Source organism: Georgenia sp. SUBG003 (genome assembly GCF_000715355.2).
GTDB lineage: Bacteria > Actinomycetota > Actinomycetes > Actinomycetales > Actinomycetaceae > Georgenia.
On sequence record NZ_CP180204.1, the window covers coordinates 2508443 to 2525808 of the forward strand.

The 17366-nt window shown below is 72.0% G+C and carries 16 protein-coding genes, 1 tRNA gene and 4 pseudogenes; 8 read left to right on the plus strand and 13 right to left on the minus strand.

All coding sequences use genetic code 11. The features are described from left to right. The first annotated feature begins 186 nt into the window (after nt 1–186). Entirely contained in the window at nt 187–681 is a 495-nt protein-coding gene (locus tag DA06_RS12660; protein ID WP_418608000.1) for an FAD-dependent monooxygenase, read from the plus strand. Here the strand turns inward: DA06_RS12660 and DA06_RS12665 are convergent. The 3 genes and pseudogenes from DA06_RS12665 to DA06_RS12675 all read right to left on the minus strand — a co-directional run. Beyond that, a pseudogene (locus DA06_RS12665) lies at nt 665–1255 on the minus strand (copper transporter); the annotation flags it as partial. The gene DA06_RS12660 and the pseudogene DA06_RS12665 sit on opposite strands and share 17 nt — an antisense overlap. A 20-nt stretch (nt 1256–1275) precedes the next feature. Then, nucleotides 1276–2481 carry a putative cytokinetic ring protein SteA gene (gene steA, locus DA06_RS12670; RefSeq protein ID WP_043500597.1) on the minus strand — a complete coding sequence of 402 codons (1206 nt, stop codon included), beginning with the start codon at nt 2479–2481 and terminating at the stop codon, nt 1276–1278. Nucleotides 2482–2485: 4 nt separating this feature from the next. Beyond that, nucleotides 2486–2983 (minus strand): annotated as a pseudogene (locus DA06_RS12675) (DNA repair protein RecN); the annotation flags it as partial. A 240-nt stretch (nt 2984–3223) separates the two neighbouring features. On the opposite strand from DA06_RS12675, the gene DA06_RS12680 reads away from it, so the two are divergent. Further along, the gene (locus DA06_RS12680) at nt 3224–4372 is read left to right on the plus strand and encodes a hypothetical protein (protein WP_052436706.1); all 1149 of its coding nucleotides are present in this window, start codon (nt 3224–3226) and stop codon (nt 4370–4372) included. Between the two features lie 213 nt (nt 4373–4585). On the opposite strand, the gene DA06_RS12685 is transcribed toward DA06_RS12680, so the two are convergent. Then, nucleotides 4586–4658, minus strand: a tRNA-Arg gene (locus DA06_RS12685). A gap of 179 nt (nt 4659–4837) precedes the next feature. Between DA06_RS12685 and argS the strand changes: the two are divergent. Beyond that, nucleotides 4838–6484, plus strand: a pseudogene (gene argS / locus DA06_RS12690) (arginine--tRNA ligase). A 274-nt stretch (nt 6485–6758) separates the two neighbouring features. On the opposite strand, the pseudogene DA06_RS12695 reads toward argS, so the two are convergent. Together DA06_RS12695 and DA06_RS12700 are read right to left on the minus strand one after the other, a co-directional pair. Next, nucleotides 6759–8015, minus strand: a pseudogene (locus tag DA06_RS12695) (MFS transporter); the annotation flags it as partial. Between the two features lie 88 nt (nt 8016–8103). Continuing rightward, nucleotides 8104–8700 carry a hypothetical protein gene (locus DA06_RS12700; protein WP_052436707.1) on the minus strand — a complete coding sequence of 199 codons (597 nt, stop codon included), beginning with the start codon at nt 8698–8700 and terminating at the stop codon, nt 8104–8106. Between the two features lie 216 nt (nt 8701–8916). Between DA06_RS12700 and DA06_RS12705 the strand changes: the two genes are divergently transcribed. Then, the gene (locus tag DA06_RS12705) at nt 8917–9903 is read left to right on the plus strand and encodes a hypothetical protein (RefSeq protein WP_418605186.1); all 987 of its coding nucleotides are present in this window, start codon (nt 8917–8919) and stop codon (nt 9901–9903) included. 3 nt (nt 9904–9906) lie between these two features. Here DA06_RS12705 and DA06_RS12710 read toward each other — a convergent pair whose 3' ends face one another. After that, nucleotides 9907–11001 (minus strand): LOG family protein, encoded by a 1095-nt coding sequence (locus DA06_RS12710; RefSeq protein WP_043500607.1) that lies wholly within the window; start codon nt 10999–11001, stop codon nt 9907–9909. A 492-nt stretch (nt 11002–11493) separates the two neighbouring features. On the opposite strand from DA06_RS12710, the gene DA06_RS12715 reads away from it, so the two are divergent. The 4 genes from DA06_RS12715 (at nt 11494) to DA06_RS12730 (ending at nt 13151) form a co-directional block, all read left to right on the plus strand. Then, nucleotides 11494–11979 carry a hypothetical protein gene (locus DA06_RS12715; RefSeq protein WP_418605187.1) on the plus strand — a complete coding sequence of 162 codons (486 nt, stop codon included), beginning with the start codon at nt 11494–11496 and terminating at the stop codon, nt 11977–11979. A 107-nt stretch (nt 11980–12086) separates the two neighbouring features. Continuing rightward, on the plus strand, nt 12087–12458 hold the full coding sequence (gene trxA, locus DA06_RS12720) for a thioredoxin (RefSeq protein ID WP_043500617.1): 372 nt from the start codon (nt 12087–12089) through the stop codon (nt 12456–12458). A 35-nt stretch (nt 12459–12493) separates the two neighbouring features. Then, a complete protein-coding gene (locus DA06_RS12725) occupies nt 12494–12898 on the plus strand; it encodes a DUF302 domain-containing protein (RefSeq protein WP_043500621.1) in 405 nt (134 codons plus the stop codon). Then, the gene (locus DA06_RS12730; protein ID WP_043500623.1) at nt 12888–13151 is read left to right on the plus strand and encodes a metal-sensitive transcriptional regulator; all 264 of its coding nucleotides are present in this window, start codon (nt 12888–12890) and stop codon (nt 13149–13151) included. The genes DA06_RS12725 and DA06_RS12730 overlap by 11 nt, the downstream gene beginning before the upstream one ends. Before the next feature lie 62 nt (nt 13152–13213). Here DA06_RS12730 and DA06_RS12735 read toward each other — a convergent pair whose 3' ends face one another. The 6 genes from DA06_RS12735 to DA06_RS12760 all read right to left on the minus strand — a co-directional run bounded on the left by DA06_RS12735 (nt 13214) and on the right by DA06_RS12760 (nt 17344). Further along, a complete protein-coding gene (locus DA06_RS12735) occupies nt 13214–13744 on the minus strand; it encodes a hypothetical protein (RefSeq protein WP_052436709.1) in 531 nt (176 codons plus the stop codon). Nucleotides 13745–13838: 94 nt separating this feature from the next. Beyond that, the gene (locus DA06_RS12740) at nt 13839–14345 is read right to left on the minus strand and encodes a hypothetical protein (protein ID WP_043500624.1); all 507 of its coding nucleotides are present in this window, start codon (nt 14343–14345) and stop codon (nt 13839–13841) included. 221 nt (nt 14346–14566) lie between these two features. After that, entirely contained in the window at nt 14567–15409 is an 843-nt protein-coding gene (locus DA06_RS12745) for a substrate-binding domain-containing protein (RefSeq protein WP_418605188.1), read from the minus strand. Next, nucleotides 15406–15603, minus strand: coding sequence for a LacI family DNA-binding transcriptional regulator (locus tag DA06_RS12750; protein WP_418605190.1), 198 nt, complete (start codon nt 15601–15603; stop codon nt 15406–15408). Before DA06_RS12750 ends, DA06_RS12745 begins: the two co-directional genes overlap by 4 nt. Then, nucleotides 15600–16520: an N-acetylneuraminate lyase gene (locus tag DA06_RS12755; protein ID WP_418605192.1), complete on the minus strand. Its 921-nt coding sequence runs from the start codon at nt 16518–16520 to the stop codon at nt 15600–15602. The genes DA06_RS12750 and DA06_RS12755 overlap by 4 nt, the downstream gene beginning before the upstream one ends. Beyond that, nucleotides 16517–17344, minus strand: a complete 828-nt coding sequence (locus tag DA06_RS12760) for an SDR family oxidoreductase (protein ID WP_043500627.1) — start codon at nt 17342–17344, stop codon at nt 16517–16519. The genes DA06_RS12755 and DA06_RS12760 overlap by 4 nt, the downstream gene beginning before the upstream one ends. Nucleotides 17345–17366 lie beyond the last annotated feature (22 nt).

Below are 17366 nucleotides of genomic sequence, written 5' to 3' on the forward strand. Positions count from 1 at the left end.
CGGCGGCGTCGCGGCGTCGGCCCCGGCGCGGTCGCGGCGCCGGCGCGTCGGCGGCGTGGGTAACGTGGCACCACCCACGAAGGGGTGAGGCCATGGCGCGTGCCCGTCACCAGGAGGCCGTCGCGAGGCCGTCCGAGCTGGACGTGCTCGTCGTCGGCGCGGGCCCGACCGGGCGTGGCGCTCGCCGTGGAGCTCGCCGCGCACGGGGCGCGGTTCCGCCTGGTCGACCGGGCCGCGAGGCCGGTCGCCGAGTCGCGCGCCCTCGCGATCCAGCCCCGCACCCTCGAGGTGCTCGGCCGGGGCGGACTGGCGGACGATCTCGTCGCCCGCGGCAACCCTGCGGTGGAGCTCCGGATGCACCTCGGCGCCCGGACCGTCCCCCTCGGGCTCTTCGACGTCGGCACGGACGACACGGCGTTCCCCTACCTGCTCTTCCTCGCGCAGTCGCAGACGGAGCACGTCCTCGCGGAGCACCTCGCGCGCGGCGGCGCCGCCGTGGACCGCGGTCTCGAGCTGACCGCGCTGGAGCAGGGCCGCGACGCCGTGGCCTGCCGGCTGCGGGGCGTCGGCCGCCGTCCGGGTCTCCTCGGGCTCGGGAGGTCTCGGCGGGGGGCTCGGCGGCGCGGGGACCGACGAGGACGGTGGCGTCCGCGGGGCCCGCGACCTGCTCCTCGACGGTGACCAGCGGGGCGTCGGCGGAGGTGAGCAGGTCCATCAGGGTGGTGGCGTCCTCGCTCAGGGCGTCGCCGTCGGCGTCGGTCAGCGCGGCGCCCAGCGCGAGCCCCATGACGGCCTCCGTGGAGGCGTCGTCGGCGGGTGCGGGGTCGAGGTAGCCGGCGAGCTGCCCGGCGAAGGTCTGCCGGAACGACTGGTTCTCCGGGTCGGTCCACGCGTCGGTGACGGCGACCTGGCCGACCACCTGGGCCCCGGCCTGGACGAGCCGTTCACGCACGGCGTCGACGTCCTCGCGGTCGGTCCCGGGCAGGGTGACGACGGCGACGCGCTGGTCGGTGAGCGCACCGGCGAGGAGCACCTGGGCGGAGTCCTCCAGGTAGGTGCTGCGTTCGTTGACGTCCGCCTGGGCCCCCTCCAGCTCCGCGCGCAGCTGCTCCCGGTCCGCGCGCAGGTCCTGCACCTGCCCGGTGAGCGTGTCACCGATGGTGTCGCGCAGCGGACCCGCCCCCAGCACGATGCCGACGGCGAGCGCCAGGAACACCGCTATGAGGGAGACGAGGTGGTAACGGAAGTCGATCATGAAGGTTTCTCTCCAGCTGCTCAGGTCGTCGGCGCCGAGGGGGCCAGCCCCACCAGCGACCGGAAGAAGTTCACGAGGTCGTCGAGCCAGGCGCCGGAGAGCTCGAAGATCGTCTGCCCCACGTTGGTGGTGGCGAGGGCCACGAACAGCGCGAGCAGCCCCGCCAGCGCCAGCAGCACCAGCTGCCAGGTGGAGATCCGGGTGCGGTAGAGCTGCGAGACGCCCTTCGCGTCGATGAGCTTGCTGCCCACGCGCAGGCGCGTGAGGAACGTCGACGCCATGCCGGAGCGGCCCTTGTCGAGGAACTCGATGAGGGTGTTGTGCGTGCCGACGGCCACGATGAGCTGGGCGCCGGAGTCGTCGGCGATGAGCATCGCCACGTCCTCGCTCGTGCCGGTGGCGGGGAAGACGACGTGCTCGACGCCCAGGTCCTCGACCCGCTTCTGGCCCGGCGCCTTGCCGTTGCGGTAGGCGTGCACGACGATCTCGGCGCCGGAGCGCAGGGTCCGGTCGGAGACGGAGTCCATGTCGCCGACGATCATGTCCGGCCGGTACCCGGCCTCGACGATGGCGTCGGCCCCGCCGTCGACGCCGAGGAGGATGGGCCGGTACTCGCGGATGTAGGACCGCAGCATCGCGAGGTCCTCCTTGTAGTGGTACCCGCGCACCACCACCAGGACGTGGCGGCCCTCGAGCTTCGTGCGCAGCCTGGGGGCGCCGATGCCGTCGAGGAGCACGTCCTTCTCGCGCTGGACGTAGTCCATGGTGTTGGCGGCGAACGCCTGCAGCTGCGCCGAGAGCCCCTCGCGCGCGGCGGCCATGTTGGCCTCGACGGTGGTGGTGTCCTGCACGGCGCCCTCGGCCACGAGGGTGTCGCCGGACCGCACCTCGGCGCCCTCGACGGTGAGCGGCTGGCCGTCGCGCAGGGACATCACGGCCGGTCCTAGGTCGTCGACGAGCGGGATCCCGGCCTCGACGATGATCTCCGGGCCGAGGTTCGGGTAGCGCCCCGACGTGGAGCGGGCGGCGTTGAGCACCGCGGACGGCCGGCAGGCGACGAGCGCCTCCGCGGAGACGCGGTCGATGTCCTCGTGGTCGATGACGGCGACGTCCCCGGGCTGGAGCCGCTTGGTCAGGTTCTTCGTGCGCGCGTCGACACGGGCGGGCCCGGTCGTTCCGGAGCCGTTGACGACGGCATCACGACGACGCCGGAAGAGAGCACTCACCGCCTCATCGTTGCACGGCCGCACGCTCGAGAAGCTCAGCGGCATGCCGGAGGGCGGTCTCCGACTCGTCCTGCCCGGAGAGCATCCGGGCGAGCTCACGCAGGCGATCCTCGCCGTCCACGCTGGTCACGTCGGTGGCCGTGATGGCGTCGGTCGAGCCCGGTGTGTGCTTGCTCACCACGAGGTGACGGTCGGCGAACGCGGCCACCTGGGCCAGGTGGGTGACCACCACCACCTGGGCGCCCTCGGCCAGCCGCGCGAGCCGTCTGCCGACCTCGACGGCGGCCTTGCCTCCCACGCCGGCGTCGACCTCGTCGAAGACGAACGTGCGCGACTCCGGCTCCCGGCCCGGCACCGCGGCCAGCGCCACCTCGATGGCGAGCATGACGCGGGACAGCTCGCCTCCGGACGCGCCCTGGCCGAGGGGACGGGCCGGCGCCCCGGGATGGGCGGCCAGGAGCAGCTCGACGCTCTCGGCGCCGTGCGGGCCCGGTTCCTCGAGCGGCGTCAGCCGGGGATCTGGCCCACTTGCGCCGACCCGGCGTTCCCGCGCGTGACACGTCTCAGGCGGCCGCTGCCACCCTCCGGGTGACCCGCCGACCCCCGCGGCGGCCGACCAGCTCGCTGTCACCGTCCCCGAGCCTGTGGATGGGCGGGGCGGAGCACGGGCCGACCGTGCCAGAGTCCGTCGCACGAGCCGGCGACGACGGGGGGCGAGATGCGGCTACGTCCGGGACTGAGGGTGCTGTGGCGACGCAAGGGCGAGAGCCAGGTGGGCGTCGACCCGCGCTGCGCCGTCGTCCTCGAGGACCTCACGCCCGGCGAGCAGAACGTCCTCGACTACCTCCGTCACGACCCGACCGAGGCCGACCTCGTGCGGGTGGGCCGGGCGTCCGGGGTGCCGGCGGAACGGGTGCAAGAGCTTCTCACGCTGCTCGAACGGTCTGGCGTGCTCGCCCCCGCAGCGCCGCCACGCCCGCCGGGTGACGAGGAGGCGCCGGACGCGGCCTACTGGTCCCGCCTTCTTCCCGACGGTGACGGAGTCGGTCTCATGGCGCGCCGCGCGTCGGCGACGGTGCGCGTCGTCGGACTGGACCAGGTGGGCATGCGCATCGCGGCGCACCTCGCCGAGGCGGGCATCGGCACACTCCTGCTCGACGACGACTGCGCGGTGCAGGAGCACGACGTCGGTCCCTACCATCCCCGGGACGTCGGCGCGCCCCGCAGAGCTCGCGCAGAGGCGCAGCTGCGGTCGGTCTTCCCGCGGCTGTTGACCGACGCCCCGGCCGGTGCACGACCTGACGTTCTCGTGGCGGTGTCCAGCGGGGTCGCGGATCCGGTGAGGCTGCTGCCGCTGGTACGGGAGGACGTGGTGCACCTGCCCGTTGTCGTCGGCGACGTGGACGTGGCCGTGGGACCTCTGGTCGTTCCCGGGCGGGGGCCGTGCACCCGGTGCCTCGACCTGCACCGCACGGACGCCGACCCGGCCTGGCCCGCGCTCGCCACGCAGCTGCGGGTTGCGCCGTCACCTCCGGTACCCAGCAACCTCGCACAGCTCGGGTCCGCCGTGGCGGCGAGCCAGGTCCTGGCCGCCGTCGACGGACGCCGGGTGGTGGCGGACGGGACGACCATCGAGGTCGGTGGGCTCAGTCCCTTGCCGCTCCTGCGTCCCTGGACCGTGCACCCCGGCTGCGGTTGTGCGGGAGTCGGTCCGGAGTGCTCACCGGGGGAACCGGCGAGGGAGGGGCCTCCCATGGCGGCTCCGGCCGGGAGGCGAGGAAACTCCGCCACGCGTCCCGCCCTGCCCGAGCGCCCGACGCCGCCTGCGACGGCGGTGGGAACTCCCGCCGTTCCCGGGGACCGGGAGCTCGCCGTGATCGGGACCTCCTGACGTGCGAGTGCCTCGGAGGGCTCCCGGACGTGGTCCGTTGGCGGCGGACGGACCGGTGTGCGAGGACCTGCCCGGCCGGCGGCGGCCGGACGGGTGTGCGAGGACCTGTCCGGCCGGCCGGCGCCGCTGGTCGAGGTGCTCGTCGGGCGCTGAGAGGACTGGCCGCCGGGACGACGGACGCCCCCGCCGGCGACGGCGGGCTCGGGGTCTCGGTGCCCCCTACTGGATTCGAACCAGCGACCTTCTGCTCCGGAGGCAGACGCTCTATCCACTGAGCTAAAGGGGCGCCGCTGCTGACAGCGCCTGGTGATGTTATCAGCCGTGAGGGCGCTCCTTCACCTCCGTCGCGGCCGCAGGGCGGGGGAGTGGTGCAGGTCACGGCGGGGCGGTGCTGTGACGAGGGCCGCACCGGCGGAAGCGGACGGGAATCTCGGGCCGTCCCGGGCTCCTACTACCCTTGACCGGGTGACCCCAGCCCAGCTCGCCGCACTGATCCGCACCGTCCTGCTGGACGCCGTCGCCTCCGGTGACGTCGCCCTCGCCCCGGAGGACGTCCCCGAGCCCAAGGTGGAGCGGCCCCGTCAGCGCGAGCACGGCGACTGGGCGACCAACGCCGCGATGCAGCTGGCCAGGAAGGCGGGCACGAACCCGAGGGCCCTCGCCGAGCTGCTCGCGGTGCGCCTCGGTGCCGCCGACGGCGTGGCCTCGGCCGAGGTGGCCGGTCCCGGCTTCCTCAACATCCGGCTCGAGGCCGGTGCCGCGGGCGAGCTCGCCCGCACGATCGTGCAGACCGGGGCCGGGTACGGCCGCAACGACGCGCTGGCCGGCCGCACGATCAACATGGAGTTCGTCTCCGCCAACCCCACCGGCCCGCTGCACATCGGCCACACCCGGTGGGCCGCGCTCGGCGACGCGCTCGTCCGCCTCCTGCGCGCCTCCGGGGCCGAGGTGGTCCCGGAGTACTACATCAACGACGCCGGTTCCCAGATGGACAAGTTCGGCGCCTCCGTCCTCGCCCGGGCCACCGGCCAGGAGGTGCCGGAGGGCGGGTACCAGGGCGGGTACGTGGCCGAGCTGGCCCGCAAGGTGCTCGACGAGCGCCCGGACCTGCCGGACCTTCCCCACGACGAGGCCGTCGCCGTCGCCCGCGAGCTCGGCTACCGCCTGCAGATGGCCGAGATCGAGCAGACCCTCGCCGACTTCAACGTCCACTTCGACGTCTGGTTCTCGGAGCGCGAGCTGCACGCCGGCGGCGCCGTCGCCGGCGCGGTCGACCGGCTGCGCCGGCAGGGCCACGTCTTCGACGAGGGCGGGGCCGTGTGGCTGCGCACCACCGACTTCTCCGACGACAAGGACCGTGTGCTCGTCCGCGCCGACGGCACTCCGACCTACTTCGCCGCCGACGCCGCCTACTACCTGTCCAAGAAGGACCGCGGCTTCGGGGAGAAGATCTACCTCCTCGGAGCCGACCACCACGGTACGTGAACCGGCTCAAGGCCATCGCCTCGTGCGCCGGCGACGACCCGGAGAGCAACATCGAGATCCTCATCGGACAGCTGGTCTCGGTCGCCGCGCCCGCATGAGCAAGCGCGCCGGCAACATCATCGAGCTGCGCGACCTCATCGAGTGGATCGGCACGGACCCCGTGCGCTACACCCTGGCGCGCTTCCCCGCGGACTCCCCGCTCGCCCTGGACGGGGAGAAGCTGCGCGAGAAGAACCTCGACAACCCGGTGTACTACGTCCAGTACGCCTACGCCCGCACCCGCAACGCCGCGCGCAACGCGGAGGAGCACGGCGTCCCGCGCGACGGCTTCGACCCCTCGGCCCTCGACCACCCCGCCGACGCCGAGCTGCTCGGCGCGCTGGGGCAGTTCCCCGAGACCGTCGCCCACGCCGCGCGTCTGCGCGAGCCGCACCGCGTGGCCCGCTACCTCGAGCAGGTCGCGGCCGCCTACCACCAGTGGTACGGCCAGACCCGCGTCTCCCCGCGCGGGGAGGACCCCGGTCGACGGCCGGCCACACCGCGCGGCTGTGGCTCAACGACGCCACGAGCCAGGTCCTCGCCAACGGCCTGGACCTGCTCGGCGTCTCCGCCCCGGAGCGGATGTGAGCGCCGCGGACGCAGCTCGACCCGGTGCCCGGGGGCGGACCGCCGGAGAAGGTTCGCGAGCGCGGCGGCCCGGCCGCCGCAGTCGCTAGCCGCCGGGTCTGCGGCGTCGTCACCGAACGCCGGACCCACCGGGCACGGTGCGTCCGGCGTCGTCGGGCACGGTCCGTGCGGCGTCGTCGGGCCCTGCGCTTTCGGCCTCCACCCGGTGCCCGGCCTGCGGCCCGGACGAGCCGTCGGGGCCGCGCTCGCCGTCGTGCGGCTCGGGCTCGAGGGTCAGCGGGTGCTCGATCTCGTCCTTGGGCATGCGTGCGAGCACGATCGCCGCCACTCCGAACACGACCGGCACGAGGCCCGCGGCGAGGAAGACCGGTCGCAGCCCGACGGCCTCGCCCACCGGCCCGGCGAGCGCCATCGACACCGGCATGAGCAGGAGCGAGACGAAGAAGTCGAGGCTGGAGACCCGACCGAGCAGCTCCCGGGGGACCCGCCGCTGCAGGAGCGTCCCCCAGATCACCTGCCCGACGCCGGAGGTCACGCCGACCACGAAGACCGCCGCGACCATCACCCACAGCCTGTCCGTGCTCCCGAGCAGCGCGACCGGGGTGGCGCCGACGCTCCACGCGAGCACCATGACGGTGAGGTAGCGGCGCGGCATCCGCCAGGACGCGACGGCAAGGGAGCCCACCGCGCTTCCCACCCCGAAGGACGCAAGCACCAGGGCGAACTCCTCCGGCCCGCCGCCGGCCTGGTCGCGGACCGCGAACGGCAGCAGCACCTCGATGGGCCCCATGAGCAGCAGGACCCAGACGGTGGCGAACAGGAGCGTCGCCATGAACCACGGCGTACCGGTCATGTACCGGAAGCCGCCGCGCAGCTCCGTCGCGAGCACGCGCAGCGGGTGTCCCGGCTCACCCTGGGGACGGTGCCGGCCCGCGCCGCCCATCAGCTGCAGGCCCGTCGCCGCCAGCACCTGGGAGGCGGAGACCAGGGCGAACGCGAGCCCGGGGGAGAACTGGGCGACCACCAGGCTCGCGGCGGCGGGCCCGGCCGCGTTCATCACCGCCGGCCGCAGCACGCCCTCCACACCATTGGCGGCGAGCAGCTGCTCGGGCGGGAGGACCGTGGGCAGGAGCGCCGAGTACGCCGGGTAGAAGAACCCCTCGGTCGCGCCCACGACGGCGGAGACGACCACGAGATGCCAGACGGCCAGGCCGCCCGTGAGCGCGAGCGCGGCGGCGGCGCCGACGGCCACCGCCTTCGTCAGCTCGACCGCCATGAGGATCCGGTGCTGCGGCACGCGGTCGGCGACGACGCCGCCGACGAGCACCGCGGCCAGCATCCCCACGGCGGCGGCGGTGGCCACGTGCGAGAGCTGCACGGGTCCGCCGTCGAGCTCGATGACCTGCCAGACGACGGCGACGATCCACATGCCGCTGCCGAGCAGCGACAGCGTGAGGGCGCCGGCGAGGAGCCGGAACCTCGGCACGAGGAAGGGCCGCACGGCCCGGGGCAGATGGCGCACCACGGTCACCTCGCTTCCTCACGTGCGTGCCGACCTCCGGCTCAACCACGGTGCGCGCGAGCGTGTTCCGTGTCCACGGAAATTGTCGTGCCGGCCGTCACCGGGCTGCCGCGGACCGCGTTGCCTCGGCCCGTCGCCTGATCCCGAGCAGCATGGCTCGCTGCATCACCGTGTCGCCGGCCCGCAGGACGACGGCGAGGCGCACCACCCAGCCGGGGTGGTAACGCACCCGCGTCCGCACGAGGAGCCGCACCCCCTCGGCGGCGGGGACGACGTCGCGCACCCACCACGACCCGACCTCGGCGGAGCAGTTCGGCCCGTCCAGGAGCACTTCCCCGGGTCGGAGGTGCTGGTGCTCGGGCAGCACCCGCTCGGCGGCCGATCGGCGGCCCCGGTGGCCGGCCGGGTCCTTCCACCACGGGAAGTCGCTGTACCAGCCGCCCCGGCCGTAGCCCATCTGAGCCAGCCAGGGCCACACCTCCTCCGGGGCCGCCCGGACGGTCTCGGCCCGGGTGACGGACCAGTTCGGCGCCGGCACCAGGTCGTCACCGACGAGCTCGCGCGACTCCTCCTCGGCCGTCGCACCTGACCGCCTCCACTCGGGGTGGCCCGCCGCGTAGACGGTCTCCACGGCGTACTCGGCGAGCACGACGGCACCGTCGCGGACCTGGTCGAACGTCTGCCTCACGCTCATCGGACCTCGCTCGCGGCGGTGCGCGCGTCGACGGGATCTTGCACGCCGGTCCAGGGTACGTCGGGGCGCCGGCCTCGACCGGGCAGTGCGGAACGGAGGCGGCGGGGACCTACGTCTCTGGCGCACCGCACCCGGGCGGGCCGACCCTGGGGAAGAACGGCACCACCAGGCCGTGGCTGCCGGCTGTGCTCTCGACCACGACCTCGGAGCGCTGAGATGACACTGCACCTTCCCTCAGGAAGTCCCCGCCTCGAGACCGGTCCCTACGCTCAGGGGCGAGGGAGGCCGACGAGCCCCCAGGACTCGCCGCGAATCCGAGACGTCCTCGTCGCGCTCGCCGCGCTGACCGCCTGCCTGGGAGCTGTCGCGGCCGTGATCGGGATGATGGAGCGGCCCGATCCCGTCGTCGTCGAGACGGTACGCGGCACAGAGGCCGTGCTCTACGGGCAGGGCGTGTACCGGTACGAGACCCTGTTCGTCGGTTCCCTCAACCGGGGTACCGACGTCGTCACGCTCGTGCTGGGGGTCCCGCTGCTGGCCGTCACGATCTGGTGGGCCCGACGCGGTTCGGTGCGCGGCGTGCTGCTGCTCCCGGGAGCAGTGGGCTGGTTCCTGTACGTGTACGCGACCATGGCGGTCCGGGCGGCCTTCAACCCGTTGTTCGTGATCTACGTCGCGGCGTTCGCGGCGAGCCTCTACGCGTTCGTCCTCGCCCTCCAGGCCGCCTGGCAGGTGCCGGTCCGGGCCCGGGCGGGGCGGGCCCTTCCGCGCCCGGCCGCGGGCGTGCTCCTGCTCCTCAGCGGCCTTCTCATGCCGGTGATCTGGCTCGGCCCGATCCTCGGGGCACAGCTCACCGGGCAGGTGCCGGACCGGCTGGAGACCTACACGACGGCGGTGACCGAGGCCGTCGACACCGCCGTGATCGTCCCGGCGGTGCTTCTCGCGGCCGCATGGGTCTGGCGCCGTCGGCCCCACGGGTACGTGCTGGCGGTCCCGCTGCTGGCCCTGGAGACGATGCTGGCGCCGATGATCGCGGCGCAGACGGCCAGCCAGCTCTCCGCCGGTGTCGAGCTCACGCCCGCAGAGGTCGTCGGCCCGCTGGGCGGGTTCGTCGTGCTGTCCCTCGTCGCAGGGTGGGTGCTCGGCAGATTGCTGACCGCCGTCGAGGAGCCGGGCCTCGCACCCCCGGCACGGGAGGCCTGAGGCTCAGGTGCTGGTGAGCAGCGGCGCCACCTCCGAGACGTCGTCGACCAGGTGGACGTGCCGGGCCATGTGGCGGTCCCCTGCCAGGGACTCCAGCAGCGGCCACACGGGCAGCGTCCGCGTCCAGTGCTCCCGGCCGACCAGCACCATGGGCGCCACCGACGAGGCGTCCGCGTAGTAGTTCTCGCACGCGTCCTGGAAGACCTCCTGCACCGTGCCGGCGGCGCCGGGCAGGAACACGATCCCCGCCGAGGCCACGCGCAGCAGCACGGCCTCGCGGATGGCGTTGCGGAAGTACTTGGCGATCGCCGTCGGGAAGGCGTTCGGCGGCTCGTGGCCGTAGTGCCAGGTGGGGATGCCCAGGGAGCGGGCACCGCCGGGCCACCGGTCGCGCACGTCGAGCGCCGCCCGCGCCCACGCCTCCACCGAGGGCACGAAGGACGGCACCGCCGCCACCGTGGCGAGCGCCTCATCGAGGTCGGCGGGGGAGCGGTGGGCCAGGTAGGCGCCGAGGTTCGCGGCCTCCATCGCACCGGGCCCGCCGCCGGTGGCGACGACGAGTCCCGAGCGGGTGAGCTCCCCGGCCAGCCGTGCCGCGTCCGCGAAGGCGGCGCTGCCGCGGGCGACGGCGTGCCCGCCCATGACCCCCACCAGCCGGTGCTCCCTGACCAGCTCGTGCAGCGCGTCGTCGATCGCGTGGTCGTGCAGCGCCTGCGTGAGCGACCTGTCGAGGGTCGTCTCCTGGCGCGACCAGGCGTAGACCCGGGCGTCGAGGGTGTCCTCGTACGAGCCGTCGAGCCCGGTGTACAGCTCCTCGGCGGTGTAGAGGGACGCGCGGTAGGCGTCGAACGGGATGCCGGGGACGACGGGGAACACGAGGGCGCCGCGGGCGCGCAGGCTCTGCTCGTCCGGGGGCTCGAGGGTGCAGCCGAGGAACAGGGCGCCGGCGGGGTCGAGGTTCCGTAGCACCCGACCGCGGGCGCTCATGTCGACGCCCTGCAGGTGCCACCCGGCGAGGCTCGTCGCTCCGGCGGCCACCCGTGCGTCGAACTCCTGGAGGCTCTCGACCTCGACCGTGCTCCCGCGCTCTTCCTTCACCCCGCCGAAACTACCTGGGCGTCCCGGCGACACCACCTTTTCGTCGAGTTCCAGCGGGGCGCGACCGGTGACGGCTCAGCGCACGCGAGTGCGCCCACGCCCGACCTCTCGCGTTAGTCTCACCATGCGCGCGCTGACGTCACGGCAATCGCTTTCAGCTGACGGATGTCATCTGCGCGTGTTTGGCGCACGCGAGGCTGGCAAGAATGGTCCGGAGCTGGACCGCGCGGAAAAGGGTTGTGTCCAGCCGGCGGGGGGCAGGGTGCGTCCCATCGAGAGCGGGGCGCGCCCGAGCGGCGGGGCGGCCGCCAGTGACCCGTTGGGCTCCGTGCGACGAACGGAGGGTGAGCGCCCGGCAGGGCGACCAGGACGATGCGCCGCTGCCTCATTCGTCCGTCTGAGGTAGCGCAGGTACCTCAGACGGAAGATCGGCGCCCCGGGACTGGTCATCTGCCCGATGTCCGCCCGCCCGCGCCGGAGCAGGCTCGGACCATGAGCATCAACGACGCCACCACCCATCTCTTCCTGCACGACGCCCGCGAGCGCGAGCTGGCGGAGCGCGCCGCCGAGATCAGGCTGCGCGACTCGCTGGAGGCCACCGGCTCGCTGCCGGCGCGCGACTCGCTGGAGGCCCGCTCCCGGGGGGCGCTCGCACCCGCCCTCCTAGCCGGCCTCGTTCACCACGGGCGGGGGCTGGATGCCGGCCGTCGCCCCGCTGTGGACGGCGCTCGTGGCGCTGACGGCACTCGTCTCCGCCGCGACGCTGGCCAGCTACGTGCCCCCTGCGCGGCCAGGGCTGGCGACCGGACCTGGGCTGCAGCCCCGTGCGCCGCCATGTCGGCGGCGAGCGTGCTGGCGGCCGCGTGGTTCCTCGGCTCGGCGCCGCTCCAGCCGGCGATGGCCGTCGTCGCCCTGTCGGCGGTGACCGTCGGGCTCGTCCAGCGGCTCACCGGCGCCGGCACCACCTGCAGCGCCTGACCGCCCGGTGCTGCCGGAGCCGGGCTGGAATATCTGGAGCCGGGTCGCGTTGGCATACCCGTAGGGGTATTACCCGAGTCCTTCACGACGAACCTCAAGGAGTACAGATGGCTACCGTCCCCCTCACCGCCGAGACCTTCATGGGCACCGTCCAGCAGGACGGCATCGTCCTGGTCGACTGGTGGGCCTCGTGGTGCGGCCCGTGCCGCATGTTCGCACCCGTCTTCGAGAAGACGTCCGAGAAGCACGACGACGTCGTCTTCGGCAAGGTGGACACCGAGGCCGAGCAGATGCTCTCCGCCCAGGCCGGCATCACCTCCATCCCGACGCTGATGGCGTTCCGCGACGGCATCCTCGTCTTCTCCCAGCCCGGCGCGCTGCCCGCCGCCGCGCTCGAGGAGGTCATCACCGCCGTGAAGAGCCTGGACATGGACACGGTCCGCGAGCAGCTCGCGGAGCAGGAGAAGCAGTCGGCCTGACCGCCCACGCCCGACCGACGAACGGGGAGGAACCCGTGAGCTACGGCATCACCGTCACCGTCGAGCAGCCGTTCGACCAGGCCGTCACCGCGACGCGCGAGGCCCTGGCCGAGCAGGGGTTCGGCATCCTGACCGAGATCGACATGGCCGCGACGCTGAAGAAGAAGCTCGACGTCGACGTCCCCGCCCAGGTCATCCTCGGGGCGTGCAACCCGCCGCTGGCGCACCGCGCGCTGCAGACGGAGGAGTCCATCGGCCTGCTCCTGCCGTGCAACGTGGTCGTCCGCTCCGCCGGCGACCACCGCACCGTGGTCGAGGCCCTCGACCCGCAGGTGATGGTGGGCGTCACGGGCAACGACCAGCTGCGGCAGGTGGCCGACGACGCGGCAGGCCGGCTCCGCAACGCCCTCGCCGCAGTGGAGCGCCGTCATGGAGCTTGATGCGAACGAGATGGGCAAGGTGGTCAACCGGCTCAAGCGCGCTCAGGGCCAGCTCGCCGGCGTGGTCCGCATGCTCGAGGACGGCCGCGACTGCGAGGACGTCGTCACCCAGCTCTCCGCCGTCTCCAAGGCTCTCGACCGCGCGGGCTTCGCCATCATCGCCTCCGGCATGAGGCAGTGCCTGGCCGAACCCGACGACGAGTCCACCCTCGACGTCGACAGGCTGCAGAAGCTGTTCCTCTCCCTCGCCTGACGCCTGCGCCGAGTGCCGCGTCGGGCGCTCACTCCAGCCTGCAGAGTCGAAGAGCGCTGCGCTCAGTCGCTGACCAGGCCCTGCCGTGCCACGTACTCGGTGAGCAGCAGCCTGCCCCCGGGCTCGATCCCCAGAAGTCCGGCGAGTTCCGGGTCACGGATGGGGCTCGTCCTGTCGCCCTGCTTGAACAGGAACGAGACGTCGATGACGTCGTAGCGGTACTGCCCGCCAGGCAGCCGTTCCTCGAACCGAGAGGTCGACCGGCCGAACTCGCACTCGACGTAGGCGAAGGTCCGCGTACTCCCGGCGGCCCGGTCCCACGTAGCCACCAAGGCGACGACGTCGGCCACCGTCTGCCCGTCGACCTCGGGGTTGGTGCGGACGACGTCGGCAACGGTGCCCGGAAGGCCGCTGAGCCGCTCGACCCCCGGCCAGCCAGAGCTCGCCGCAAGTCTGACGAACTGGCTCCAGTCCACGTTGCCACCGACTGTCACTTCAACGCCCCCGCACGGCGCGAGGTCGTCCATCTCGCACGCCGACGCGTCGACGACGATCCGAGACCGCCGCGCGGAGATCGAGGCGCTGTCGCTCATGCCCCTATCCCACGCCGCGGCCCGAGCCGCCGCAAGGTGTCCGCCATACGTTGGCGCCACCGGGCAGGCTCAGCTCCGGCCCGGGGACGGTCTCTCAGTGCCAGGTGGTCGACCGGAGCAGCCGCGCGACCAGCACCGGGACCTGCAGACGCGCGGACAGGCCCTTGGCGTCGTCGATGGCGTGGCGCAGCGGCCAGGCGGACATGAGCGTCAGCTCGTCGTGCGCGGCGTCGCCGGGAACCACGAGTGTGTACGCGCGCGTGCCGGGATGGCGGGCGTATCTCGGCCGCCAGGCGCGTACCAGCGCGCCGCGGTCGGCCACCGCCGCCTTCTCGTACAGGTCCAGGTTCGTGTAGCCCATGGGGATCTCGGCCGGCAGCTCTTGCACGTACCGCTCGTCCGTGAAGCAGCCGGTGAACCCGCGTGCCGTCCCGTAGAACCGCGCGGTCTCCTCGTGCCCGACGTCGAACAGCGGGGTCAGCCCGGGGAACCGGTCGGGGTGCGGGAGCGCGTCGCGGACGTGGCTGGTGACGACCTGGGGCAGCGGGTCGACGTGCCAGGCGTCGTCGTCCCTGATGTCGTCCGGCAGGCGGTGACCCACGGCGGCATTGGACCACACTGGTCCGCCGAACCCGTGCTGCCCGTCGCCGTTCAGCTGAGGGTCGTGTTCGCGTCCGCCTTCCAACGTCTGGGGCCCGTCGGCCGCGGCGGTCCGAGCGGTACCCCAGTTCTCTGCGAATCTTCGGATAACCGCCAGCGCCTCTGCACCCCGAACCAGAGTGAGAATCCCAAGCGCTTCGCTGCCGGATCCGCTTCCCGCGTCTAGGTCGCTTCCCGAACCGCGCCGGCAGCCTCGCCATCCAGTGCGCGTTCCGCGTCGGTGACGGCGTTCGTAAGTGTGATCATTCGTCCGGGACCCGTGGCCGTGCCGACCAGACGTTCCATAAGCATCTCGGCCGCCGTCATACCCATTTTGCGGGGGTGGAGCGGCACAATCGGAATGTCTGCCACACTTGAGGTCGCGAACGGCAGACTGCCGATCACGCTGACGCCGATGTCTTGTTCGCTCAGTCCACGCTCCGCAAGGATCTGCAGCACGCCAACACCCGCGAGGTTGTTCGTCGCCAGAATGCCATCCGGTGGCTCCGGCAGGGAAAGCAGCCGTTCGGTCGCGGTGCGCCCACCGTCCACGCGAAAGTTCCCGTACGCGAGAAGGTCGTCTGACGCGTGCAGCCCTGCAGCCGTGAGTTCCCGCCGCCACACCTCGGCCCGGGTCCGGGCGGTCAGTGTTTTGGCCGGACCGGTTACGCAAGCGATGCGCGTACGACCCGCCTTGATGAGGGCTGTCACAGCCCTGCGAGAGACCGCGTCGTTGTCCAGAACGACCTGATCAACGTCTTCCCTCACCGTGCGGTCCACCACCACGACTGATCCGATGGAGCCCAGTACCGACTCCAACGACGTCGTCTCATCGGCTGGGCAAATGATGATGCCCGCCATCCTGTCGCTCATTGCGATGCGCAGGTATTGAGACTCTTTATCAATGTCGTCGTCGGAGTTGCACATCACGACGGAGTAGCCATGTTGCTGGGCCACGTCCTCGACCCCACGTGCCAGCGAAGTGAAAAAGGGATTCTCGATGTCAGGAAGGATTAGGGCGATCACCTCGCCAAGCGTCGGCGGAGAGTGCGGGCTGTCCTGTTGGGTGAGTAATTCAACTCTTCGGCGGCCGCGCGCACTGCGTCCGCTAGATCAGGGCGCACGGACTTGCCGTTGATCACCCTGGAGACAGTCGCGGTCGAGACCCCGGCACGCGCCGCCACGTCCACGATCGTCGCGACCGCCACCTTCGTGTTCATCTTTCAGCCCGTGCCGGCACTGCTGCACGCGCCTGCAGCAGCTGGGCGTGCAGTGTCTCTATCGCCGACCGCCCAGCCGCGTCGAGCTCTGCGAACGGCGCCCGGCACGCACCGGCCTCGTAACCGTCGAGGGTGATGAGGTACTTCACCGCCGCAAAGATCCCGTGCGCTACGAGCACCTCGACCACGTGGTTGATCTGTCGCTGCAGCGACTGGGCCTCGGCGACGTCTCCTCGGGCAAATGCCTCACGCAAGGCACGGAAACGCTCGGGCTGAAGATTCACCGTCGTTCCCACGGCGGCATCAGCGCCGGCAGCCAGCCCGGCGAGGAACATCTCGTCGAAGCCGTTGAAGCAGACCTTGTCGGGGTAGGCGGCGCGCAGCCGTTCCAGAGCATAGAGATCCTGCGAGGTGTGCTTGAGCCCGATGACTTGCGGGTTGTCGAACAGTGCCGCGGCATTCGACTTGTCGAAGGAGTACCCCGTGAACTGCGGGATGTTGTAAACGATCATCGGCAGTCCGCACGCCCTCATGACTGCCTCGTAGTATGCGTTGACCTCCCGCGGGCCGAACTTGTAGTAGTAAGGGGGGATCATCGATACCGCCTGAACGCCGGCTGCCTCAGCGTCCAAGGCCAGCTCAATCGCGTCCGCAGTGCGGACCGTGCCCACGTGTGCGATCACGGGTGCTCGGCCTGCGGCGGCGTCGACCACCGTGCGCACCACCCGTTTGCGGTCCTCGAGCGAGAGCAGCAGTGCCTCCCCGGAGGAGCCGCAGCAGTAGAAGCCCTCCACGCCTCGACTTAGCTGATGCTCGACCAGGGCGCCGAGCACGTCGTGATCGATGGACTCGTCCGGGCGCATCGGGGTGACGAGCGCAGAGAATATGCGCCGCAGGTCGGGCACGGTTGCGTTCACCAGGCAGTCCAGCCGCCGTCGACGACAAGGTTCGCCCCCGTCATGTACCGCGAAGCGTCAGCCGCAAGGAAGATGGCTGCGCCGTTGTACTCGTCCGCGTCCGCCATTCGGCCGATCGGCATGCGGGCGGTGTAGTTCGCCTGGAAGGTCTCGTCCTGGGTGTCCCGAGCCACGCCGGAGGGGGTCAGGGTGTTCACCCGGATCCCGTCGCGGCCCCAGTATGTGGCGCAGTACCGGGTGAGGTTGTAGATGCCGGATTTCGCTGCCGAGTAGGCCACCGGCTTGATGAACGGCACTCCCGTCTGCTCAGCCTTGTAGGCGTAGATGTCCTGCACCGGCGAAACCATGCCGTAGATCGAGCCGACGTTGATGATGGATCCACCCTTGCCGGCCCCGCGCATACGCGACCCCACGGCCTGCGTCATGAGGAAGGTACCGACGAGGTTCACGTCGACCACCTCGCGGAAGACCTCCTCGGGGAAGTCCTCGAACGGGCCGGACACCTCCGGCGGCGCGCTCGGCTGGGTGTCCACGCCGGCGTTGTTGATCAGCACGTCCGGGGTTCCCCAGCTGGCCTGGATGGCATCAAGCGCCGCGACGATCGTCTCCTTGCGAGTGATGTCGACGGGGTGGGCCTGAAGGCGCTCCGCGTCGCCGAGCCCTCCGAACGCGCTTGCCACCTTCTCCTCACTCACGCTCCGGGAGAGCACGGCCACGCGTGCCCCGCGGGCGTGGAACGCCTTGACGAACTCCGCCCCGATCTGGCCGAGTGCGCCCGTAATGAGTACGACCTTCCCGTGGACGTCGAACAACTGGTCTTCCAAAGTGCTTGCCTTCCTTCTTCAG